This is a genomic window from Mesorhizobium sp. ORS 3428 (assembly GCF_001854785.1).
Taxonomy (GTDB): domain Bacteria; phylum Pseudomonadota; class Alphaproteobacteria; order Rhizobiales; family Rhizobiaceae; genus Mesorhizobium.
On sequence record NZ_MDFL01000181.1, the window covers coordinates 205,108 to 228,470 of the forward strand.

The 23,363-nt window shown below is 63.5% G+C and carries 21 protein-coding genes; 12 read left to right on the forward strand and 9 right to left on the reverse strand.

The annotated features are described in order from the left end of the window. Nucleotides 1-16: 16 nt before the first annotated feature. The 6 genes from ORS3428_RS30230 (at nt 17) to ORS3428_RS30255 (ending at nt 5,866) form a co-directional block, all read left to right on the forward strand. The gene (locus ORS3428_RS30230) at nt 17-1,075 is read left to right on the forward strand and encodes an aromatic/alkene monooxygenase hydroxylase subunit beta (RefSeq protein WP_071101917.1); all 1,059 of its coding nucleotides are present in this window, start codon (nt 17-19) and stop codon (nt 1,073-1,075) included. Between the two features lie 21 nt (nt 1,076-1,096). Further along, nucleotides 1,097-1,465: an MmoB/DmpM family protein gene (locus ORS3428_RS30235; RefSeq protein WP_071101918.1), complete on the forward strand. Its 369-nt coding sequence runs from the start codon at nt 1,097-1,099 to the stop codon at nt 1,463-1,465. A 72-nt stretch (nt 1,466-1,537) separates the two neighbouring features. Continuing rightward, on the forward strand, nt 1,538-2,560 hold the full coding sequence (locus ORS3428_RS30240) for an amidohydrolase family protein (RefSeq protein WP_071101919.1): 1,023 nt from the start codon (nt 1,538-1,540) through the stop codon (nt 2,558-2,560). Between the two features lie 5 nt (nt 2,561-2,565). After that, a complete protein-coding gene (locus ORS3428_RS30245) occupies nt 2,566-3,378 on the forward strand; it encodes an iron-sulfur cluster assembly protein (protein ID WP_071101920.1) in 813 nt (270 codons plus the stop codon). A 58-nt stretch (nt 3,379-3,436) separates the two neighbouring features. Continuing rightward, complete coding sequence (locus ORS3428_RS30250; RefSeq protein WP_071101966.1) at nt 3,437-5,068, forward strand: molecular chaperone GroEL; 1,632 nt, start codon at nt 3,437-3,439, stop codon at nt 5,066-5,068. 111 nt (nt 5,069-5,179) lie between these two features. Continuing rightward, complete coding sequence (locus ORS3428_RS30255) at nt 5,180-5,866, forward strand: aquaporin (protein WP_071101921.1); 687 nt, start codon at nt 5,180-5,182, stop codon at nt 5,864-5,866. Nucleotides 5,867-5,947: 81 nt separating this feature from the next. On the opposite strand, the gene ORS3428_RS30260 is transcribed toward ORS3428_RS30255, so the two are convergent. The 3 genes from ORS3428_RS30260 to ORS3428_RS30270 form a co-directional block, all read right to left on the reverse strand. Next, nucleotides 5,948-7,846, reverse strand: coding sequence for a sigma-54-dependent Fis family transcriptional regulator (locus ORS3428_RS30260; protein WP_244508145.1), 1,899 nt, complete (start codon nt 7,844-7,846; stop codon nt 5,948-5,950). A 233-nt stretch (nt 7,847-8,079) separates the two neighbouring features. Further along, nucleotides 8,080-8,553 carry a hypothetical protein gene (locus tag ORS3428_RS30265; RefSeq protein ID WP_071101923.1) on the reverse strand — a complete coding sequence of 158 codons (474 nt, stop codon included), beginning with the start codon at nt 8,551-8,553 and terminating at the stop codon, nt 8,080-8,082. A 270-nt stretch (nt 8,554-8,823) separates the two neighbouring features. After that, on the reverse strand, nt 8,824-9,606 hold the full coding sequence (locus tag ORS3428_RS30270; RefSeq protein ID WP_071101924.1) for a helix-turn-helix domain-containing protein: 783 nt from the start codon (nt 9,604-9,606) through the stop codon (nt 8,824-8,826). Between the two features lie 110 nt (nt 9,607-9,716). On the opposite strand from ORS3428_RS30270, the gene ORS3428_RS30275 reads away from it, so the two are divergent. The 6 genes from ORS3428_RS30275 (at nt 9,717) to ORS3428_RS30300 (ending at nt 17,221) form a co-directional block, all read left to right on the forward strand. Continuing rightward, on the forward strand, nt 9,717-11,858 hold the full coding sequence (locus ORS3428_RS30275) for a hydantoinase/oxoprolinase family protein (RefSeq protein ID WP_071101925.1): 2,142 nt from the start codon (nt 9,717-9,719) through the stop codon (nt 11,856-11,858). A gap of 13 nt (nt 11,859-11,871) precedes the next feature. Beyond that, the gene (locus ORS3428_RS30280; protein ID WP_071101967.1) at nt 11,872-14,067 is read left to right on the forward strand and encodes a hydantoinase B/oxoprolinase family protein; all 2,196 of its coding nucleotides are present in this window, start codon (nt 11,872-11,874) and stop codon (nt 14,065-14,067) included. Nucleotides 14,068-14,072: 5 nt separating this feature from the next. Further along, nucleotides 14,073-14,579, forward strand: a complete 507-nt coding sequence (locus ORS3428_RS30285) for an acetone carboxylase subunit gamma (RefSeq protein WP_071101926.1) — start codon at nt 14,073-14,075, stop codon at nt 14,577-14,579. Between the two features lie 6 nt (nt 14,580-14,585). Continuing rightward, nucleotides 14,586-15,356, forward strand: a complete 771-nt coding sequence (locus ORS3428_RS30290) for a glucose 1-dehydrogenase (RefSeq protein ID WP_071101927.1) — start codon at nt 14,586-14,588, stop codon at nt 15,354-15,356. An 18-nt stretch (nt 15,357-15,374) separates the two neighbouring features. Further along, complete coding sequence (locus ORS3428_RS30295; RefSeq protein ID WP_071101928.1) at nt 15,375-16,202, forward strand: SDR family NAD(P)-dependent oxidoreductase; 828 nt, start codon at nt 15,375-15,377, stop codon at nt 16,200-16,202. Between the two features lie 86 nt (nt 16,203-16,288). Continuing rightward, the gene (locus tag ORS3428_RS30300) at nt 16,289-17,221 is read left to right on the forward strand and encodes an ABC transporter substrate-binding protein (RefSeq protein ID WP_083355355.1); all 933 of its coding nucleotides are present in this window, start codon (nt 16,289-16,291) and stop codon (nt 17,219-17,221) included. A gap of 155 nt (nt 17,222-17,376) precedes the next feature. Here ORS3428_RS30300 and ORS3428_RS30305 read toward each other — a convergent pair whose 3' ends face one another. The 6 genes from ORS3428_RS30305 to ORS3428_RS30330 all read right to left on the reverse strand — a co-directional run bounded on the left by ORS3428_RS30305 (nt 17,377) and on the right by ORS3428_RS30330 (nt 23,290). After that, the gene (locus ORS3428_RS30305) at nt 17,377-18,609 is read right to left on the reverse strand and encodes an NAD(P)/FAD-dependent oxidoreductase (RefSeq protein WP_071101929.1); all 1,233 of its coding nucleotides are present in this window, start codon (nt 18,607-18,609) and stop codon (nt 17,377-17,379) included. Nucleotides 18,610-18,624: 15 nt separating this feature from the next. Continuing rightward, nucleotides 18,625-19,560, reverse strand: coding sequence for a 3-hydroxyacyl-CoA dehydrogenase NAD-binding domain-containing protein (locus ORS3428_RS30310; protein ID WP_071101930.1), 936 nt, complete (start codon nt 19,558-19,560; stop codon nt 18,625-18,627). Next, on the reverse strand, nt 19,561-20,331 hold the full coding sequence (locus tag ORS3428_RS30315; RefSeq protein ID WP_244508146.1) for an SDR family NAD(P)-dependent oxidoreductase: 771 nt from the start codon (nt 20,329-20,331) through the stop codon (nt 19,561-19,563). It lies immediately after the preceding gene. A 13-nt stretch (nt 20,332-20,344) separates the two neighbouring features. After that, complete coding sequence (locus ORS3428_RS30320) at nt 20,345-21,274, reverse strand: 3-keto-5-aminohexanoate cleavage protein (RefSeq protein ID WP_071101931.1); 930 nt, start codon at nt 21,272-21,274, stop codon at nt 20,345-20,347. 2 nt (nt 21,275-21,276) lie between these two features. Continuing rightward, a complete protein-coding gene (locus ORS3428_RS30325) occupies nt 21,277-22,077 on the reverse strand; it encodes an SDR family NAD(P)-dependent oxidoreductase (protein ID WP_071101932.1) in 801 nt (266 codons plus the stop codon). Between the two features lie 73 nt (nt 22,078-22,150). Then, a complete protein-coding gene (locus ORS3428_RS30330; protein ID WP_071101970.1) occupies nt 22,151-23,290 on the reverse strand; it encodes an aromatic ring-hydroxylating oxygenase subunit alpha in 1,140 nt (379 codons plus the stop codon). Between the last annotated feature and the right edge of the window lie 73 nt (nt 23,291-23,363).

Below are 23,363 nucleotides of genomic sequence, written 5' to 3' on the forward strand. Positions count from 1 at the left end.
AACAAGGGAGAGAGAAATGCCAGCCATATCGAGTTCAGTAGGGTCGGGAGCCGCGGGCGCCGCGATCTTCGCCRACTCCGATAGCCGGAAGTACCGCTACTTCGACCCGAGAGGGCAACGCGCGACGCACTACGAGGACGTCACCGTCGACGTCCAGCCCGATCCGGAGCGCTACCTGATCCAGGACTGGATCATTTCCTTCGCCAACGGCAAGGGCGCCTACGTGAAGGACAATACCGCCGCCCAGAGCTCGAACTGGCATGCCTTCCGCGCGCCCGACCAGGAGTGGGAGCGCACGCATTACCAGCGCCAGTCGAGGATCGAGACGATGGTGCAGAGCGTCATTGCCAACGGCCGCAAATCGGCTGCTCCGAAGGCCTTCGACAAGGTCTGGGTCAAGATCCTCCAGACGCATCTCGGCGCCTGGAAACACGCCGAATTCGGCCTTGGCACCTCGCTGATGCAGGCGCAGCGCTACGGCTACACCCAGATGATCAACAACGCCACGCTGACCAACTCTTCCTACAAGCTTCGGCTGGCGCAGGACATAACCCTCTACCTCGCCGAGATCGGCATGGACATCCCCAGCTGGAACGACGAGCTCGGCAAGAAGGCCTGGCTCGAGGACGGCGTCTGGCAGGGCACCCGTGAGGCGATCGAGACGATCATGGGGACCGCTGACTATCTGGAGCAGTATTTCGCCATCAACATCGTCTTCGAGCCGCTCGTGGGCGAGCTGTTCCGGTCGGGCTTCCTGATGCAGGTCGCGGCCGCCAATCACGACTTCATCACGCCGGCGGTGATCTCGGCGGCCGAGGCCGACTACGAACGCAACCTCGCGAACACGATCGACCTCATCTACCTGCTGGCGCATGACGAGAAGCACGCGGCGGCGAACCAGAAGCTCTTCAAAGGCTGGCTGAAGAAGCATCGCGCGCTTGCCGACAAGGCCGCGCAGGGCCTGCAGCCGATCTGGTCGGCGCCACACTCCAAGCCGATTTCCTTYGATGACGTGCGGGCCCAGTCCCAGGAGCGCATCGCCAGGATCCTCGGCGAACTCGGCCTCAACGGCTAACCGCAAACAGGAGACACCAACATGTCAACAGCAGCCCGCGATGCCTCGCACGACAACATCTTCAAGTCGATGAAGGACATCACCTTCGAGCAGACGATCTCGGACCAGTGYGGCGTCACCATGAACGACTCCGTCGAGGCGCGCGCCATCGCCGAGTTCATGAGCAAGAAGCCTGGCGTCACCATCACCTATCAGCCGGCGCTCATCCGCATCGACGGCCACGGCAAGCTGATCTTCAAGATGGACGAGATCAGCGAATATCTCGGCCGCGAGATGACCGCCGAAATCTTCGAGGTGAACACGTCGACCCACTACGGCCGCATGGTCCGCGTCGACGACAACACCGTGATCCTCTTCGGCAACATGGACGAGGTCTTTGAGTTCATCTGAGCACGTCCCGAGACGGGCGCGCCGCGCTCTTGCGGCGCGCCGACCAACCAATCCGACTTGCGGAGCAGAAACATGTTCATCACACCGGCAGGCAAGGAAATCTTCGTGGTCGACGGCCATACCCATTTCTGGGACGRCAGCCCCGAGAACCAGCGCAACATCCWCGGCAAGCAGTTCATCGACTGCTTCTACGGCTACCACACGTTCCTCAGCCCGAAAGAGGAATACTRGCCCAAGGAGAAGTTTGAAAAATACAGCGCCGACGATCTCTATCGCGACCTTTTCATCAACGGTCCGGACGACGTGGCGATCATCCAGTCGACCTACCTGAAGGATTTCTACAAGAACGGCTTCAATACGATCGAGCGCAACGCCGAAGTGGCGAAACGCTATCCCGAGCGCTTCATCGTCAATGGCTCCTTCGATCCGCGCGACGGCGAGAAGGCGCTCGAATACATCCACTACATGAAGGAGACCTACGACATTCAGGGCGTGAAGATGTACACGGCCGAATGGAACGGGGCCTCCAAGGGCTGGCGGCTGAACGATCCGGAGGCCTACCGGTGTTTCGAGCTCTGCGAGAAGCTTGGCATCAAGAACATCCATGTCCACAAGGGACCGACGATCATCCCGCTGGCCAAGGATTCCTTCGACGTCCATGACGTCGACCATGYCGCCACGGATTTCCAGAACCTCAATTGGATCATCGAGCACTGCGGCCTRCCCAGGCTCGACGACTTCTGCTGGGTCGCCGTGCAGGAAACCAACGTTTATGGCGGACTGGCCGTTGCCCTCCCCTTCATCCACAACCGGCCGCGCTATTTCGGCGAGGTGATCGCCGAACTGCTCTACTGGCTTGGTCCGGACAAGCTCCTGTTCGGATCGGACTACGGCATCTGGACGCCGCGCTGGCTCGTCGAGAAGTTCTGGGCCTACCAGATTCCCGAGGACATTGYGGCCGAGCGGGGCGTTCAGCTGACCGACGAGATCAAGGAAAAGATCCTCGGCCTCAACGCGGCACGGCTCTACAACATCGACGTCCAGGCCAAGAAGGCGGCGCTCGGGAACTCGCCGCTGCAGATCGCGGCGGAGTGACGGCGATGAGCGTGYAGGCCGACCTGCCAGGGGACCGCCAGAGCGAGCTCTGGCGGAGCCTGGAAGGCGTCAACGATCCCGAACTCGACGAGCCGGTGACCGAGATGGGCTTCGTCGAGCGGGCAGAGGTCCTGGACGACGGATCAGTGGCGGTCGACTTCCGCTTGCCGACCTACTGGTGCTCGCCGAACTTCGCCTTCCTGATGCTGGACGGCATGCGCCAGGCGCTCGAAGCACTGTCGTGGTCGCCCGCCTACCGGATCCGGCTGCACGACCACATGTTCGCCGAGGAGGTCAACAGCGGCGTCGAAGCCGGGAAGACCTTCGGCCAGATCTTTGGCGAACTGGCCGGCGACGAAGACATTGCCGGCCTGCGCGAGACCTTTGCCCGCAAGGCCTATCTGAGGCGCCAGGAGGCAATGCTTCTTGGATTGCGGCGGCATGGCCTGACCGATCGCGAGATCCTCGGCATGGACTTGCTTGCCTACGACATTGCAAGGCTCGAAGGCGAGGAGACTGCCAAACAKAAGCCGCGATACCGCGAAGCCTTGCTGCTGCGGTGGCCCGGGCGGCGTCCGACGGAGCCCGTCTTCGTCACCTGGGAGGGGTCGCCAATCCCGCCTGTGGCGCTCGGCGCCTATCTCGCCGAACTCAGAAGCGTGCGCATCAACATGGAGTTCAACGGCGCGCTGTGCCGTGGACTGAAGACCACACGGTACAAGGAACTGGACGTGGTGGACGGCGAACCGACGCTGGTCGACTTCATCCTGGATCGCGTGCCGCCCCGGGATTGCGCGAGCCGCCCGGCACATACCTGAAAACAGCCTCCGAATGGAGGCCGCATACAAGCGCCGCCCCATGGCGGAAGGARGAGCCATGCCCAAATTATTGATCCACAACTCACATGCCCGCCGAGYACTTGCCCGGGGCGTCCACCAACTTGCCGCTGCCGTCGAGCCGACGCTCGGGCCGCGGGGCATGAACRCCATGATCGACCGCCCGATCGGCACTCCGATCGTCACGCGCGACGGCGTATCGATCGCCGCCTCGATCGAGTTGCACGACAGGTTCGAGAACATGGGCGCGCAGGTCGTGCGTGAAGTCTCCATGYAGACCAACGAAGTCGCCGGCGACGGCACGACCACGGCGATCGTGCTTGCCAACGCCCTGGTCCAGAACGGCGTGCAAGCCAACGAGCGCGGCGCCAAGGCCGTTGATCTGGTGAGGGGCATCGACCTTGCGGTGRCAAGGGTGGTCGAGGCGCTGAAGGCGTCGGCAAAGCCAGCCCGGTCCAACGGCAACCTGGCGGCCGTCGCCAACATCGCCGCGACCGACCCCAGGCTCGGTTCGCTGGTCGCCGAAGCCTATGAGCGGGTCGGCRCCGACGGCGTCATCACCACCGACTTCAGCGTCACCAGGGACACGACGCTGGACGTGGTCGAGGGCATGTCCTTCGATCGCGGCTATCTCTCACACCACATGGTCACCGACCAGGAGAAGATGGAAGTGGTCCTGGAGCGGCCCTTGATCCTGATGAGCGACCTCAAGATCAAGGAGCCGAAGGCGCTCGATGCCGCAAGGGCCATCGCCGAGAGGCAGAACAGGCCGCTGCTGATCATTGCGGAGGAGATGTCGCCGGACGTCGTGGTCACGCTGCTCGGCAAGAACGGACCCGGCAAGTACCTCGTGGTGCATCCGCCGGAATACGGCCATTGGCGCAAGGCCATGATGGAGGACCTGGCGATCCTCACCGGTGGCCGCGTGATCGCGCGCGACCTTGGCGGGCGGCTCGAGGAGATCCAGGAGGAGGATCTCGGCTCGGCCGAGCGCGTGCGCACCAGCGCCACCCACACCACCATCATCCGCGGCGGCGGCAGGCCCGAGGCAATCGCCGCGCGTCGCGCCCAGGTGCAGCGCCAGTACGAGGTCGCGCCGCCGAATGTCGAGCAGGACAAGCTGCGYGAACGGCTGGCCAAACTGTCCGGCGGCACGGCGGTCCTCTATGCCGGCGGCGTCACGCCGGTCGAACAGAAGCGCACGATCCAGCTCATCGAGGATTCGCTTTCGGCTGTCCGTGCAGCCTGGGAGGAGGGCGTGGTCGCCGGTGGCGGGGTAGCGCTTGCGCAGATAGCCCCGGTGCTCGACGCGGTGCTGGCAAAGGCCGAGGGCGATGTCGCCGAAGGCGTGCGGCTGGTCAAATCCGTGCTCTCGCGTCCGTTGTGGCGCATCGTCACCAATGCCGGAGGCGACGCGGATGCCGTGGTCGCCAAGATCTCGGGCGTCAACGGCGGCTACGGCTACAATGCCGACAAGGGCGAATTCCAGAACATGTACGAGGCCGGCATCATCGACCCGGTGCGCGTCACCTGCACGGCTCTCAGCAACGCCGCCTCTGTYGCCAAGCTCATCCTCACCACCGAAACGCTGGTCGGCGATCTGGCCGAAGACGAGGATCCCACCGAAGGGCCGGCGCTTGGCGGTGGGGCGGAGAAGCTCGGGCGTCAGTGACCCGGAATTGACCGGCCGCGGCGCATCGCACCTCGGTCTTCACCCCCTTTTTTTTGAGCGATTGTCCCGCCGCCTGACGCGCCGGTTCACCGTCAACCATCGGAGACAGACATGAACAAATACATCTGCGAATTCATCGGTACCTTCGCGCTGGTCTTTTTCGGCTGCGCGACCGTTCTCTTCATGCGCTCGGAGGTCGGGCTGGTGGGCGTCGCCTTTGCCTTCGGCCTCTCGGTCGTGGCGATGGCCTACGCCGTCGGTCCGGTTTCCGGCGCCCATCTCAACCCTGCCGTCAGCCTCGGCTTTCTCGTCTCCGGCCGGCTCGGTTCCGGTGATTTTATCGGCTACGTCGTCGCCCAATGCGCCGGCGCGATCGTCTCGGCCGGGGTGCTCTACCTCATCGCCGTCGGCAAGGCCGGCGGCTACGATGTCGCGGCGAACGGCTTTGCGCAGAACGGGTGGTCRACCTATTCGGCGACTTCGGCCTTCGTGTTCGAACTGGTGGYGACCTTCCTGTTCGTGACCGTCATCCTCAACAGCACAGCCTCCGGCGGCACCGGCCCGCTCGCCGGCCTTGCGATCGGGTTGACGCTGGTGGCGATCCACCTCGCCGGAATCGCGGTTTCGGGATCGTCGGTCAATCCGGCCCGTTCCCTCGGCCCGGCGCTAGTCGCCGGCAGTGCCGCTCTCTCCCAGCTGTGGCTCTATATCCTGGCGCCCTGCCTTGGAGCGGCCGCGGCCGGCCTCCTGCAGCGCAACCGGGCGATCGACGTGGAAGGCGCGGCGCAGCCGGCCTAAGTCTAGGCGCCCGACAAGAAATGACTCTGGCCCCATGGTTTTGTGCCGTGGGGCCTTTGATTTTCAGTGTAGGGTGTGAGTTCAGATGAAGCCGCGCCGGATGCCGAACTGATCGAGCTTGCGATAGAGCGTCGGACGCGACACCCCTAGGCGCAGTGCCGCGCGGCTCAGATTGCCGCCCTCGGCCGCCAGCGCGTCCTTGATGACTTGGCGCTCGGCATCCTCGATGCTGCGCACCGGCTCTCTGTCGATGGCGCAAGGCGGCGCACCGGGCACGCCGGCCGTCGCCGGCGCGGCCAGTTGAATTTCGGCCTTTGCCGTTCCGCCCCCCAGCATTTCCTCAGGCAGATCGCCGATGCCAACGACGGCGCCGCGGGACAGCACGTGCAGCCGCTCCACCAGATTCTTCAGCTCACGCGCATTGCCGGGCCATTGGTAGGTCACGAACGCATCCATGACCGCCGTGGAGAATTCAAGGGGCGCGGAGCCCATCCGGGCCGAGATCTTTTGGTTGAAGTGCTCGGCAAGCAGCAGCACGTCGCTGCCGCGGTCCCGCAAGGGCGGCACGCGGATGGAAACGGTCGAGATGCGATAGTAGAGATCGCGGCGGAATCGACCGGCTTCCACCTCGCGCTTCAGATCGCGATTGGTCGAGGCAACCAGGCGCACGTCGACGGGCCGGGCACGGCTGTCGCCGATGCGATGGACCACGCGCTCTTCCAGCACCCTGAGCAGGAAGGGCTGGATCTCGAGCGGCATTTCGCCGATCTCGTCGAGGCTGAGCACGCCGCCACTGGCGAGCTCGAACACGCCGGGCTTTCCGTCGCGGCTCGCACCCGTGAAGGCGCCCGCCACATGGCCGAACAATTCGCTGCCGAACAGCTCCTTGGTGATCGCGCCGCAGTTCACGGCGATGAACGGGCTGTTCGGCGAGCTGCGGCTGCCGACATGAATGAGCCTTGCGAACAACTCTTTGCCGACGCCGGTCTCGCCTTCGAGCAGAACCGAGGTGACCTCCTTCGATTCCGCGACCCTGCAGGCGATGTCGACGGCRCCAAGCAGGGGCTCGCTCTCGCCGATGATCAGCGCCGATGCGGCTTCGAGCTGCTTGATCTGCGTTCTGCGGCTGTCCGAGATGATCGTGGTCGACCCCTGCGCAGGGAAGACGAGCGCCGCGCCGCGCAGACCGTCGTCGAACTCGAGCGCGCTGATATGGCAGGACCGCAGCGATGCTGGCAGGGTATCGCCCAGTTCGATGCCTGAGCCGAGTTCGGGCAGCTTGATCAGGAACCTGGGGTTCGGGTTCTGCGCGGTCGGCTCGACCAGCAGCTCCCGAGCGGCTTCCTCAGGCAGGTTGTTGCAGTAGATCGGGCGGCCGCGGCGGTCGACGATCATCAATCCGTCGCGCCGGCGGTAGTTGGGGGCCGAAGTGATGAAGGCCTCCAGCAGGCGCGTGCGGTCCTCCATCTGCTGTTCGGCGAGCGCCTTCTCGATCTCGCGCGCGGCGGCCGCGACGAGCACCGTGTTGTGCGGACGGAAGATGTCAGGATGGCCCGAAAGGTCGACCACGCCGATGATGTTTCCGTCGATCGGATCGCGAATGGGCGCGCCGGCGCATGTCCAAGATTTGATGCCTGCGCAAAAATGCTCCGCCGCGTGCACGAAGACCGGCTCGCCAGCCCACAGCGCGGTGCCGATCCCGTTGGTGCCCACGACGTCTTCCGTCCATTTCCCGCCGATGGCGAGATGGATGTCCATGCCGTCATGGATCGTGCGCTTGTCGCCGATGGCGTCGATCAGCACGCCGTCGCCGTCGGTCAGCACGAGCATGGCGCCGGTTCCGTCGAGAAGACGGCCGATGGTGAAGAAGGACCGCCGCGCGGCGGCGAGCAACTCGCCGTTGGCGCGAGACAGCAGCTCTATGTGGTCCTTGCCGTTTTCGAGCGGCGCTTCGCTCTGCTGGGCGTTGATGCCGCTCACGGCGCAGCGGCTCCAGGAGTCGTGGATTAGGGAACGAACCGGAAAACGGTTGCCGGCTCGGTCGCCATCGCCGGCGAGCAACGTCTCCCAAGCACGCATGGTCGCCCGCTCATCATAGCTGGGCAAAACAAGCGCTTCTGCACGCCCCGGGCGAGGGGAGGGGTGCGTGATGAGCAAGTTTTCGTCCTGGCCGGTGCTACGCTTCATCTAACCATCGCACGCTCTCGCCCACCTCAGTTCATGCCAAGCCTGTTGCCGATGTCCGCGGCCAGCTGCTCTTCGCCATAATCCGGTCCGATCCGGCCGCCGTCGAGATCGGCCAACGCCGCCGCGATGTCCTCGTCCACCGGCGAGAAATACTGGTTGGCCTTGGTTGCGAGGACAAACACATCGTTCCCGTCTCGACGCCTGAGGTCGCCAATATGATGCAATTGCCGGCCGGAGTTTTCGTCCACCGCGATAACCCGACCGTTGAGGCTGACGCGGATCTTGGGGGCARCATCGGCGACGGGCCTTGCGCTCCCGCCGGCATGGATGATGAGGCCCTTTGCCTCCGGCTTCGGCTTTGCCGCCTTGCCAGCCGAATAGCTTCCGCCGCTGAGATGGTCGGCGAGGCGCGTGATGGTCGCGCGGTTCTGCTCGATCAAACGCTTCATCGCGGCGTCCTCGCGCCGCGAGCCGTCGCGCTTCGATATGATTTCGACCATTACTCCTCCCAGAGTCACCTGGTCAAAAAGCCGTCTGCAACTACCCCTTTTTTAAACCGTATCGCAGAACCACCTTTCGTGCCAGTAAACTAACATACGACACCTGACACCGGTACTGGTGGTAGCCCTATGCCGCATCTACGGCTGGCGCCGAACCGCTCGCGGCCTGCTTCTGCGGAGATGCCCTAGAGCGAGCGCATCGTCGGCGACGCCGCCCTGGAGCGTATCCTCATTGCGGCTCAGCGGCTCATAGCTCGTGATTGACGCAAGCTATGTTGCCGGACTGCGATGCTGGAAAAATTGCAGGAACAGCTCACGCTCGGTGGTGATGTCGAGCTTCTCGTAGATGCGGCGGCGATGGTTTTTTACTGTGCCGACGGTGATGCCGAGCCGTCCGGCGATGTTGGCTGTCGGGTGTCCGGCCAGGATTAGCTGCACCAGTTCACGCTCGCGAATTGAAAGCTCGGGCCAGAGGTCTGCGGGAATGCTCGGCTTCTGCTGCGGCGACGCGCCTGGACCCGTGGGCGCTGAGGTGCGCGAAAAATCGCTGCCGCGCGCCTTGATGTCGAGCGCATGCAAGGCTTCGAACACCGGCAGCCGCTCGCTGAGCAGCGCGATCTCGCTGTCCTTGAACGACACGGTCGAGCGGTCGAGAAAGATCCCGAGGCACCAGTCRCCGCCGTCGGCCAGCATGATCCCGACCTCGTCGCAGATCTCCGACTGCGCCAGGAAGCCGGCTATGTATTGCCCGCGCCGGGCCTCTTCGTCGGCCAGACTCTTCAAAGGCATGATGCCGAGGCGGCGTTCGCTTCGCCACGAGGCATAGAAGGGATCGAAGACGTAGTAGTTGTCGAGATAGCGTCTCACCATCTCGTCGGAGAAGCGCCGGTGCTTGACGAATTCCGGCGTCCTGGTCGCCGAATAGCGCGTCACCGTCACCAGGTCATGCGCGATGTCCGCGCCGATCAGGTCGATCAGGCAATCGACATGCCTGTCCGTGCCGGTGGCGATGATCGCCTTGGCCAGCGGCCCCCAGATATTGCCCATGCGCATGCCCTTTTCTCGGCGAACCGCGCCCTGCCGTCATTGTGTCTTTAGGCATATGGCGCACCGCTGCCCGTCAAATCTAGCCTGTGGCCACTCTCGGCAAGGGAAGGCGACCCGTGGACCAGATCACCACCAACCCCATCGTCATCGGCATCGACGCCGGCGGCACCATGACCGACACGATCCTTGTCGATCAGGACGGCCACTTCAAGATCGGCAAGTCGGCGACCACGCCGAAGAACGAGGCGGAGGGCTTCCTCGCTTCGGCCGAGGATGCGGCCGAGGCCTGGGGTATTTCGCTTCAGGACCTGTTCTCGGGCGTCAATGTGGTGCTCTATTCCGGCACCGGCATGCTCAACACGCTGTTGTCGCGCACCGGCCGCAAGCTCGGGCTGATCACCACCAAGGGCCTCGAGGACATGATCCTGATGGGCCGCGGCCTGCAGGCCTGGGCGGATTACTCCTATGCCGACCGCCTGCATGYCGTCACGCATCACCACCCCGACCCGCTGGTGCCGCGCCGCCGCACCCATGGCGTCACCGAGCGCATCGACCAGTTCGGCGACATCGTCCTGCCGCTCTACGAGCATGAGGTGCATGCCGCAGCCAAGAAGCTGATCGCCGACAAGGTCGAGGCGATCTGCATCATGACCGTCTTCTCCCACGTCAATCCGGCGCATGAGAAACGCATCGCCGAGATCTGCCGCGAGGAGATCGCCGCCGCCGTCGCCGACATCCTGGTCTACACCAGCCATGAGGTGCGCCCGGTCATCCGCGAGCAGTCGCGGCTGAACTCGGTGCTGATCGAAGCCTATGCCACCTCGCGCGGTCGCAAGCAGCTCAAAGGCATCGAGGAGGTCTCGAAGAAATACGGCTTCAGATATGGCGTGCAGACGCTGCTCTCCTTCGGTGGCCTCACCTCGATCAATCATCCGCGCCTGCACGAGACGATGATCTCGGGGCCGATCGGCGGCATCCTGGGCGYGGCCTATGTCGGCAAGCTGATCGGCAACGACTCGCTCATCTGCTCGGATATGGGCGGCACCTCCTTCGACATGGGCGTCATCACGCGCGGCCAGACGCGGATCGAGAACGAACCGCTGATGGACCGCTTCAAGCTGAACGTCCCGACGCTGCATCTCGACACGATCGGCGCCGGCGCCGGCATGATCCTCAAAGTCGACCCGCTGACGAAAAAGGTCTCCCTCGGGCCGGAAAGCGCCGGCTCCGATCCCGGGCCGATCTGCTTCGCCAAGGGCGGCACCGAACCCACCATCGCCGATTGCGATGCCATCCTCGGCAGGCTGAACCCGCATTACTTCCTTGGCGGCAAGGTCGTGCTGCAGGTCGACAAGGCGCGGAAAGCCTTCGAGGAAAAATGCGCCCGCGTGCTCGGCGTCGACGTCGAAGAGGCGGCCGAAGGCATGATCGACATGCTGGAGGCCGACGCCAACAACGCGCTGCGCCGCGTCATCTCCGGACAAGGAATCCACCCGTCGGAATTCACGCTTCTGTCCTACGGCGGCTCCGGGCCACTGCACCTCGCCGGTTGCTCCAGGGGCATCGGCTTCAAGGACATCATCACCTTCCAGTTCGCCGCCGCCTTCTCGGCCTTCGGCTGCACGACCGCCGATTTCATGCGCCGGCACTCGGTGTCGACGCAGATCGATATCGCTGCGCGGGCAAGCGATGACGAACTGCGGGCATTCGGCGACAAAGTCACCACCGTCTGGAACGACCTGACCAGGGCCGCGGTCGACGAGATGGTCGCCGACGGCCATGCGCTCCCCAAGATCAAGACCGTGCCGTTCCTGATGATGCGCTACACCGGCCAGCTCGAGGACGTCGAGGTGATGGCGCCGCTGTCGGCGGTTCGTTCCGCCGACGAGATGCGAAAGGTCATCGCCGAATTCGAGGCGGTCTACGCCAAGGTCAATCACCGCGTCTCGCGTTACGGCGAGGTCGGCTTCTCGATCACCGAACTCGGGCTGATCGCCACCGCCGACAAGGTCAAGCCGATGCTGGTCAAGCGGCCGCTCGGCAAGTCCGATCCCGCTTCCGCTCACAAGGGCGTCCGCGAGGCCTATATCGGCGGCCGCTGGCACAAGGCCAATCTCTACGAGATGGACCTTCTGCAACCCGGCCACGAAGTGATCGGCCCGGCCATTATCGAACATCCCGCGACGACCCTCGTCGTCCATCCGCAGGACCGCGTCTTCGTCGACGAATGGACGCTGCTCCACTACTCCCATGCTTGAGAGGGCGAACGCCATGCTGGACAAACCCGCCTCCGCGCTCCGCATCCGCGAGCGGCTGATCGAATCCGAACGGCTGATGGATGAGACCGRCTGCTATGACGGCATTACCGAGCTCGAGCTGCGCCACCAGGATCCGCTGAAGTTCGAGACGCTGYACACCAAGCTGCGCGCCTACTGCGTGTCCGCCCGGGAAATGGCCCGCCGCATCTCGGCTTCGCCCGGCGTGCGTGAGGTCGGTGAGATGGTCGTTRCCATCTACACGCCGGAGGGCGACGCGATCGCGCTCTCCAACGRCATCATGGTGCATGTGCATACGATGAGCCGCTTCATCAAATGGATGATCCGCAACGGCTACGAGGAAAATCCCGGCATCCGCGACGGCGACATCTTCGCCAACAACGACGCGTTCATCGRCACCGTCCAGGTCCCGGATGTGATGGACGTGATGCCGATCTTCCATTCGGGCAAGCTCGTCGGCTGGGCCGGCGCGGTCTGCCATGAGCTGGAGGCCGGCGGCATCACCCCCGGCGGCGACGTGGCGCTGGCGCAGGAGCGTTTCACCGAGGGCCTGTTCGTCTGCGCCGAGAAGGTTGGCGAGAACGACGAGCTCAGGCGTGATTATGTCATCCGCTGYGAGCGCAATCTCAGAATGCCGATCTACTGGGTGCTGGACGAGAAGGCCAAGGTCGCCTCCTRCATCGACATGCGCGAGAGCGTCAAGGCGCTGATCGACGAGATCGGCCTCGACTACTGGATGCAGGTGTCGAAGGAGTTCATCGAGGAGGGCCGCCGCGCCCAGCTTGCGCGCACCCGCCAGCTCACCGTGCCMGGCATCTATCGCGGTCACACCTTCTACGGCCACGTCACAGCCGGCAAGCCCGGCTACCAGCCGCTCGGCGATCCCGACTGGCTCTACAACATGYCGATCGAGATGGAGATCACCACCGACGGCAAGATCGTCATRGATTTCGAAGGCACCCAGCCCTGGGGCTACCATTCGATGAACTGCACACCGGCCGGCATGGATGGCGGCATGTTCGTGACGTTGACCCAGCACATGAACTTCGAGGGCCTGGTCAATGACGGCGCCTGGATGGCGACCGAGCTCAAGCTGCCCAAGGGCACATGGACCAACCCCGACAACGAGATGGTGGCGACCGCCACTTCCTGGGCGCTGCTACTTCCCGCCTATGGCGTCTTCCAACGGCTGCTCTCGCGTTCCTTCATCGCCCGTGGCTTCGTCGAGGAGGCCTTTGTCGGCCAAGTCAACAGCCCGATGATCGAGATGGGCGGCGAGAGCCAATACGGCACGCCCTTCGGCATGGCGCATTTCGAATGCGCCGCCGCCGGCTCCGGCGCGCTGGCCATCAAGGACGGGCTCGACACAGCCTATGTCGGCTGGAACCCGGAATCCGACATGGGCAATATCGAGATCTGGGAGCAGAACATGCCGATGCTCTATATCGGCCGCTCGATCGTTCCCAATTCCGGCGGCGCCGGCAAATATCGCGGCGGCTGCGCCTTTCTTTCGACCTGGCTGGTCAACAAGACGGATCATCTGAGACTGGTCACCTCCGAGCACTCCTCGCGCGTCTTCGACAATGGCGGGCTGTGCGGCGGCTACCCGGCACCGACATGCCAGAAGCACCGCGCGGTCCGCGACACCAACATCTTCGAGCTTGCCGAGAAAGGCGCGCCGCTGGCGCATCACACCGGCACCAATCCGTATCGCTCGGAGCTGGAGATCCGGCTGGAAGGTGAGCACGTGACGCTGGAAGGGCCCTACATCACCGCGCCGCACAAGACGGGCGACGTCTTCACCCACTCCTACAATGGTGGCGGCGGTTACGGCGACGTGCTGGAGCGCGACCCGGTCAAGACCGCCTGGGACGTCGAGAACGGGTTCCTCACCAAAGAGGCCGCCGAAGGCATCTTTGGCATCGTGCTCGACGAGGACGAGGACGGCTTCCCGGTTGCCAACATCGAGGCCACCAAGCGCCAYCGCGCCGAGATGCGGGAGCGGCGTCTGGCGCGGGCGAAGCCTGTCTCGGAATGGATGGCCAAGGAACGCGAGCGGGTGAAGGCCGCTGATTTCGCGCCCGAGGTGAAGAAGATGTACGCCAGCGCCATCAAGCTTTCGCCGCGCTTCGCAAAAGACYTTTCAGCCTTCTGGAACGTCGACGCCAGATCGACCTTCGGCGTGGAGTAGGAACCATGACCTCATACAGCAAGGAAGTCATCGCCGATCTGTTTGCCGGCACGCTGCCCTGGCTGCAGACGCGCCGCATCATGAGCGCCTACAAGGATGATGACCGCTTCTTCAAATATGTCTCGGTGCTGCAGGACCGCGTCAGCTTCAGCGATCCGATCCTGCTGCCGGTCGGCGACCATCTCTTCATCTGCCAGAGCGGTGACGAGCGGGTGACGAAATGCGAATGCGGCCATTCCTTCGGCGACTACCGCAAGAACTGGAAGCTGAAGGCCGCGCTCATCGTGCGCRACAGCGAGGAGTTGCTCCGCGAGATCTATCCCAACAGCGACCTGCCGGATCCGGAATGGATGGAGATCCGCGAGTTCATCTGCCCGCAATGCGRCACCCTACACGAGGTCGAGGCAGCGGCTCCCGGTTAYCCGATCGTGCACGACTTTGAACCGGACCTCGAAGGCTTTTACCGTGATTGGTTGGGCAAGCCGCTGGAGCCGTCAAGCAAGGGAGGCTGATGCCGGATGGGCCGCGTCGCAGGCAAGGTAGCTTTGGTCACCGGGGCCGGGCTCGGCCTCGGGCGGGCGTCGTCGCTTCTTCTGGCTTCGGAAGGCGCCAAGCTGGTCGTAAGCGACATCGACGAGAGGCTCGCCGGCAAAACGGCGGAAGAGATCGTCAGGGCGGGCGGCGAGGCGCTGGCCCTTCGCCAMGACGTCTCGAAGCCCGAGGATTGGCTCGCCGTCGCGGCGGCGATCGAGAAGCGTTTCGGGCGTCTYGACGTGCTGGTCAACAATGCCGGCATCGCCATCRCCAAAAACATCGAGGACACGACGCTCGCCGAATGGCAGCGCACCATGGCCGTCAACCTCGACGGCGTCTTCCTTGGCTGCCAGGAAGGCATCAAATTGATGAAGAAATCCGGCGGCGGATCGATCATTAACCTTTCCTCCATCGACGGCATCATCGGCGAGGCCGAGCTTGCCGCCTATTGCGCCTCCAAGGGCGGCGTGCGCACCCTGACCAAGGCGGTCGCCGTGCACTGCGCCGAACAGCGCTACGGCATCCGCTGCAACTCCATCCATCCCGGTTATATCTGGACGCCGCAGACGGAGAACTATCTGCGCGATCTCGGCACGCTCGACCGGGAGAAGGCAAAGGCGCTGTCGCGCCATCCGATCGGCTTCCTCGGCGAGCCCAGCGACATCGCCTACATGGTTCTCTATCTCGCCTCGGACGAATCCAAATTCGTCACCGGCTCCGAAATGGTGGTCGATGGAGGTTATCTTGCCGTGTGAATGTGGAGACCTGTCGCGATGACCAATCTCACCGGCCGTAGCGCGATCGTCACCGGCGGCTTCTCCGGCATGGGCTTCGCCATTGCAACCGCATTGGCCAAGGCCGGCGCCAATGTCGCCGTCGGCTCCTATGTGGCGCCGCCGCAAGCGGGCAGGGCGGATGCCGCCTACTATCCCGGCGCGGAAGAGGTCGAGCGCGTCCGCTCAGCCCTCGCCGCGCACGGCACCAAGGTGCATGCCGCGCATCTCGACGTGCGCGACAGCGTTCTTACCGATCGGTTCGTGACCGAGGCCCAAGCTGCGACCGGCCCCGCCGACATCCTGGTCAATGCCGCCGGCACGACCGCCGAGCAGCCCGTCTGCGGCCATTCCGACGAACTGTGGGACAAGATCGTCGACACCAATCTCACCGGTGCATTCCGTACGACGYGCGCCGTGCTGCCCGGCATGATCGAGCGCGGCTGGGGCCGCATCGTCAATATCGGCTCGACGGCTGCCTCGGTCGGCTGGAAGGACAATCCGGCCTATTGCGCCTCCAAGGCCGGCCTGCTCGGCCTGACCCGCTGCGTGGCTCTGGAAGGCGCGCCGCACGGCGTTACTTGTGTGATGATCAGCCCGACCTGGGTCGAGACGGAGCTGATGCGCCGCAACGTCGCGCAGGTCGTGGCGCGCGAGGGCAAGGGCCGCAGCGTCGAGGAGGCGATGGACGAATTCAGGAAAGGCAATCCTCAGGGGCGCATGATGCAGCCGGAGGAGATCGCCGCGCTCGCGGTCTTCCTCTGCTCCGATCTCGCCAGGGGGATCACCATGGAAAATATCCAGATCACTGGCGGCGCAATGTGGTAGCGTCGGTCAGGGGGATGGATCGCGGCCTTCATGGGAGGAGGCCGGCTTAAAAAGAGAAGGACCATCAACCAGACAGGGGAACTGACATGAACAAGAAACTGAAAGGGGCCGGCCTCGGTCTCGCGCTGATGCTTGCCGCAACGACGRCCGGGCAAAGTGCCGATCTCGGCGCCAAGGACGAGCCGATCAAGCTCGCCATGCTCGAGTGGACCGGCGCGCATGTCTCCACGCACATCGCCGGCCAGCTTTTGCAGAAGCTCGGCTACAAGGTCGAATACGTCACCGCCGGCAACTTCCCGCAATTTTCAGGATTGGCCGACGGCTCGCTCAGCGCCTCGGTCGAGATCTGGCTCAACAATGTCGGCGACATCTATCCGAAGGTGCTGGCGGCCAAGCAGATCGAGGACATTGGCAAGCTCGATTTGAAGACCCAGGAAGGCTGGATCTACCCCAAATTCATGGAGAAGGTCTGCCCCGGCCTGCCGGACTGGACGGCGCTCAGCAAGCCCGAATGCGTCCAGGCATTGTCGACGCCCGAGACCGCGCCCAACGGCCGCTTCCTCGACTATCCGGCCGACTGGGGCTCGCGCGCGGCGACCATCCTTGCCGACAACAACATGCCCTACACCGCCGTGCCGGCGGGCTCTGAGGGCGCGCTGGTTGCCGAGCTCGAAGCTTCGGAAGCGGCCAAGACGCCGCTCATCATGATGTTCTGGGGCCCGCATTACGCGCTGGCCGAAAATGAGGTCGGCTGGATCAAGATGCCGCCCTGCAAGGAGCAGACCAACGAGCACTGCATCACCCCGCCCGACGTCGACAAGATCGTCTGGTCGGGCTTCGGCGCCAAATGGCCGGCGGCCTATGCCTTCCTCAAGGCCTTCAAGATGGACGCGACCGAGCAGCAGAAGATGATGCTGGCCGTCGACAAGCAGGGCAAGGACCTCGATGCCGTCGTCAAGGAATGGATCGACAAGAACGAGACGGTGTGGAAACCTTGGCTCGAAGCCGCCAAGGGATAGGCGACCGGCAAGCCGAGTTCGAGCCGTTACATTGCGTGTCGCCCAAAAGAGCGCAGCGGATTTGGGCGACACGCATCAAAACAAAGACCTAAAGCGCGTCGCCGGAATCCGTTTAGTGCGGCAGAAATTGAGCCGGCAAACGTCGCTGCCGCAAATCATGCAAGCAGCGATTTGAGCTCGAAACCGGCATCGCCGACCTTTGCCTTGTCCGGTGACTTTCCTTGGGCAATCAGGCGCTTGGCCACCATATAGGCTGCGGGTTGATTGATCGCATCAACTGCCAGCAGTTTCTCCTGCTTGTAGTACCACACGGAAAGGGCGGTGTCGGACACCAGTCGGGTGACGGCACAATCGTAATCGCCGCTCAACCCAGCGATCTGCAGCTTGCAGTCAAACTGATCCGACCAGAACCAGGGCTCTGCATGGTATTCCTGCGGCTGGCCCATGATCGTCCGTGCCGCCGCCTCGCCCTGATCGACGGCGTTGCCGACGCTTTCGAGGCGAATGTGCCTGCCCTTCCAGGGAAACGACGCGCAGTCGCCGGCCGCAAGGATGGCGCGATCCACCGTCCGGCATCTGGAATCGACCTTGATGCCGTTCTCGACATCGAGGCCCGCAATTTCGGCGAGTTCGACATTCGGTTTGATGCCGATGCCGACGATCACGAAATCGGCCGGCAAACTCCGGCCGTCTGTCAAAACGGCATGGGTCACCCGGCCATTGCGTCCCGTCAATTGCGCCAAGCCGGCGCCTTCGAGAATCTCGACTCCATGGCCACGGTGGAGCTCCCGGAAAAATGATGCAGTGTGGGCYGACGCAACACGCTGCAGGATCCGTGGAGCGCTCTCCACCAGCGTCACGCTCAGTCCCAGCTTCGCCGAGACGGCCGCGGCTTCGAGCCCGATATATCCTCCGCCGATGATGACAACGCGCCGGCCTGCAACGAACTCGTCCGCCAGCTTTCGGATGTCGGCGATCGACCGCAAATAATAAACACCCTCCAGGTTGCCGCCTTGATCCGGAGGCAAGAGCCGGGGACGTGATCCGGTTGCAAGGACAAGGTGCGCGTAGGGCAGGGTGGATCCGTCGCTCAGCGTTACTTCGCGCCCGTCTCGGTCGATTGTCTCGACCTCTGTTCCAAGTCGAAGCTCGATGGCCTTTTGCTCATAAAATGCCGGAGGCCTCAGATACAAACGCTCCTCCGTGAGCTCGCCCAGAAGGTAGCCTTTGGAAAGCGGCGGACGCTGATAGGGCGGGTGCGGCTCTGCCCCAACCAGGGTGATCCGCGCAGTGTGCCCGAGGTCGCGCAATTTGGCTGCGACAGAGAATCCTGCCTGGCCGGCGCCGACTATGACGACAGGAGCGTTTTCCACCTGACCGTTCTGCATTGCTGGTTGGTGACCTTAGCGCGCCCGAAGCGGTGTAATCGCTTTCAGCGTGGCGGTGATCAAGGCGTCGCGCTGGCCCGACAGATCCGACACCGGCCTGCCTTGTGCTTCCTCGTTCACGCCTTCAACCAGCTTCCCCGAGGTTTCCGGGTCGAGATGGAGGACGCCCAGATCGTCCCACCAACGATTGAAGCTGTCCGTATAGCGTTGGCAAAACGCCGCGAGACCGCCTTCACCCGCGCCGAGGTGGAACARCATCGTCGGGCCCATCGCGGCCCAGCGGAGACCCGGCCCGGCCCACATCGCCTTGTCAACATCTTCGAYGCTTGCGACGCCTGTCTTCACGAGATGGATCGCCTCGCGCCACACCGCCGCCTGGAGYCGGTTGGCGACGTGGCCGGGCACCTCGCGATTGACGCGAATGGTGACCTTCCCGGCGCTGGCGTAGAAGCGCTCGGCTAGCCCTACCACGCCGTCTGCCGTGCGCTCATTTCCCATGACTTCGACAAGCGGAATGAGGTGAGGGGGATTGAACGGGTGTCCGAGCACGAATCGGGACGGGTCCTTCCATCCTCCCTGCATTTCACTCAGCGTTAGTCCGGATGCCGACGATGYCACGATCGCCTCTGGCGTCAGTGCGGGCTCGATCGCGGCGAAGAGCTCGTGCTTGATGTTGAGGCGCTCCGGAACGCTTTCCTGAACGAACTCTGCGCCGTCGACCGCTTCGGCCGCTGATTTATGGAAGCTCATGCGATCGGGATTGCCGTTCTCGGCGAGGCCAAGCTCCTGCAGAACCGACCATGCCTGCTCGATATAGCTGCGCACCTGCGCTTCGGCCTTATCGGAAACATCGAACACCGAAACGCTGTAGCCGGACGCGAGGAACAGYGCCGTCCAGCTCGCGCCGATAACGCCCGCGCCGAGCACCGCCGTGTGATTGACGTTCGTCATCTAGAATAATCCTGGTTGCAGGGGAGAGGCGGCGGTGAGCCCGCCGTCGAGAACGAAACATTGGCCCGTCGCGAAGGCGGCTTGGTCGGAGACCAGCCAGGCGACGGCATTGGYGATATCGTTCGGCTCGCCGAGGCGGCCGATCGGGTGCCTGGCGATGGCGTCGGCTTTTGCGCGCGGGGGATCATGGTCGAGGTCGAAGCCGTCCGACGCCATTTCGGTCATGATCCAGCCCGGGCAGATGGCGTTGCAGCGAACCTTCGGCCCATGGTCGACCGCGATCGAGCGCGTCAGCCCGTGCACGAAAGCTTTCGATGCATTGTAGATCGCCATTTTCGGATCGGAGACGTTGCCGGATATCGAGCCGATATTGACGATGCTGCCGCCGTGCTCCGCCATGATCGGTAGTACCGCGCGGCACATGTTGAACATGCCCTTGCAGTTCGTTCCGACGAGGAGATCCCAGTCTTCGTCAGTCGTCTCAACGACCGTTTTGGTGAGTTGTATCCCCGCATTGTTGACGAGGATCGTCGGCGCGCCGAAAGCTTCGCTGGCCGACTTCACGATTGATTTGGCGTCTGCGGAAATGCTGACGTCGGCCTGAACCCAGGCGACCCCGGCGGGAAGATCGTGCGGCCGGCTGCCTCGACCGCAGGTCAAGACACGGGCTCCATCGGCGACGAGCCTGTCGACGATCGCGCGTCCGATGCCGCGGCCGCCGCCGGTGACGATCGCCGTTCTTCCCCGCAGATTGTGCGCCTGGGAAACCACGCTATCCACTCACTCAAAACGCAACATTGCCGGCGCCCTTTAGGTTCWGACGCCTGCGCACTTCGTCCGGGGTGGCAATGGTGCGACCGAGATTTTCGACGATCGTGCGGATCTTCCTGACCTGCTCGGCGCTCGACGTGGCTTTCTGTCCCGGGCCGATATAGAGACTGTCCTCCATGCCGACCCTGAGATTGCCGCCGAGCAGCGCCGCCTGGGTCGCGAACGGGATCTRATGCCTGCCGGCTGCAAGCACGGACCATTCATGGTCGTCGCCGAACAGCTTCTCGGCGATCGTGTGCATATGCACCAGATTGTCGAGGTCTGCGCCGACGCCGCCAAGGATGCCGAACACCATCTGGACGAAGAAGGGTGGCTTGACCCAACCCTGGTCGACGACCCAGGCAAGATTATAGAGATGGCCCAGGTCGTAGCATTCGAACTCGAAGCGCGTTCCGTGCGCCTCGCCGAGCTCCCGCAGCGAGTACTCGATGTCGGCGAAAGTGTTGCGGAAAATGAAATCCCGGGTCATCGCCAGGAACTCCGGCTCCCAGTCGTGCTTCCAGTTCGAATATTTGTCGAGCATCGGGAAAATGCCGAAGTTCATCGATCCCAWGTTCATGGAAGCCATTTCGGGGCTGACGGCGCTGGCCGCCCGAAGCCGCTCCTCCCGCGTCATGCCGAGCCCGCCGCCGGTGGTGATGTTCAGCACCGCGTTGCAGGATTGCTTGATGCGCGGCAGGAAGTCCTGGAACAGCTCCGGTCGCGGGTCAGGCTTGCCGGTCTCGGGATTGCGGGCGTGGAGATGGATGATCGCCGCGCCCGCTTCGGCGGCGTCGATGCTGGCCTTGGCGATCTCGGTCGGCGTGATCGGCAGATGTTCCGACATTGTCGGCGTATGGATGCCGCCGGTCGGCGCGCATGTGATGATGACGGGTTTGCTCATGGTCAAAGCCTCATCTGCTGAACCTGGGCCGAAAGGCCGCCGTCGAGAATCCAGAGCTGGCCGCTCGCGTAGCGCGCTTCGTCGCTGGCCAGCCAGTTGACCAGGTTGGCGACGTCGGCGGGCGTGCCGTAGTTGCGGATCGGGTGGACGTTGCGCACCGCGTCGCGGAGCGTGTCGATGGTGCCGCCGCCACCACCCGATCCTGCCCCGGCAAAGAAAGACTGCAGCATCGGCGTGTCGACATAGCCGGGGCAGATCGCGTTGACGCGGATGCCTTCGGGCCCATGGTCGCAGGCCATGGCGCGCGTCAAGGCATGCACCGCGCCTTTGCTTGCGCAATAGGCGGCCAGGCCCGGATCGGCGATGAAGCCGTCATAGCTGCCGAAGTTGATGATCGAGGCGGTGTTGCCGCCGCCGGCGGCCTTGCGCATCAGCGGCAGGGCGTATTTGCAGGTCAGGAACATGCCGGTGACGTTGACGGCGAAACAACGGTTCCATTCCTCGAGCGTGGTGTGCTCGATGGTCTTTTCGATCTCGATTGCAGCCGCATTCACCAGCACGTCCAGCTTGCCGGCCGTGGTCTCGACCTTGACCATCGCGGCCCTCACCTGGTCTTCCGAGGTTACGTCCAGTTCTACGAACGCCGCGGAGACCTGCGGCGAGGAACCCACGCTGCCCGCATCGCTCAGATCGGCCGCGAAGACCGTTGCCCCTTCGGCAAGAAATCTCTCGCAGATGGCGCGCCCGATCCCGCCGCGTCCACCGGTTACCAGCGCCACCTTGTCCTTAAGTTTTCCGCTCATGGGGAATCCTTTGAAGCGTCGTCCGACCGACAGCGCCGGCTAGCTGCCGCAATGCAATCAAGGGACCCGCCAATCACGTCGCGCATCGCGCATAGGCATCGAGGACGAGGCCGTGGAAGTGATGCACGGCGTGCTCCGACTGGCCGGAGCCGTCGGGATCGTTGACGATGCGCCCCTGAGTGAAGGCCGGCGTGTTCATGCCCYTTTGAACGCTTTCGACGATGCTGATGTCCTCGGCCTGCAGGACCTCGTCGAGATATTTGATGGTCTGCAGTTCCGTATCGTCCGGCTCTTTGGTTTCGAGGAAAAAGTCGTAGGTCTCGAAGGTCCGATCCGGCCCTGCCGGTATGATGTTGAGGACGATCATGGAGGACCGCCCCGGGTAGCGCATCAGGCAAGTATTCGGCCACAGCCACCACACGGCATGGGTGCGGACAGTGGCGTTGGATACGTCATAGGCCGAATTGGCGGATTTCCCGGCATCGGCCATGTGGCTGGAATAGATGCCRTGGGTCGTCACCTTGTAGGTGCTCATATCGACAAGCGTGCAAAAATCCTTGTGYGCCGTCGGGCAATGGTAGCATTCGAGGAAGTTGTCGWCGACGTTCTTCCAGTTCGACTTGATGTCGTAGGTCAGCCGATGCGCGAAGGTCAGCTGATCGATGTCGGGCGCCCAATGCTTGATCTCCGTCGCGAGGTCGCCTGTCTGAGAGGCAAGCGAAGGCGCCGAGGGGTCGAGGTTGACATAGACGAAGCCGCAAAACTCCTCGACCTGGACCCGATCGAGGCAGATGTCTTTCGTCTGGAAATTCTCMAGCGTTTCAGTGTGGGGCGCGCGCACCAGCTGGCCATCCAGCCGATAAGTCCACGCATGGTAGGGGCACATGATCTTGTTCGAATTCCCTTCGCCTGAAAGGAGAGCGTGGGCCCGGTGCTTGCATACATTGTAGAAGGCGTGCAAAACGCCCTCGCGGTCCCGGACAACGGCAACCGGACGTCCCGCGATCTCCACCGCGATGTAATCGCCCGGCTTGCGGACTTTTTCGACGTGGCAAACCCACTGCCAGGTCTTGGCAATGATGGCCGTGAGATCGACCTGGTACCAACGCGGATCGGTGTAGGCGTCGCTTTTCAGCGAAAGGGACCGCGAGGGGTTCGGCGAGTATCCCTCCTTGATGGCGGCGAACTCGTCTTTCGAAGGAAGCAGCGTCATCGGAGCACCTTTCGTTTCGCGCACCGTGGCAGGGCACGGTRCCAAAGCTTGCTGCTGCCGAAGCCGAGAATCT

What these genes read in the sequence shown, in the direction of transcription:
- ORS3428_RS30325 (WP_071101932.1), bottom strand. Translation starts at nt 22,077, where the DNA reads ATGAGCGGAAAACTTAAGGACAAGGTGGCGCTGGTAACCGGTGGACGC.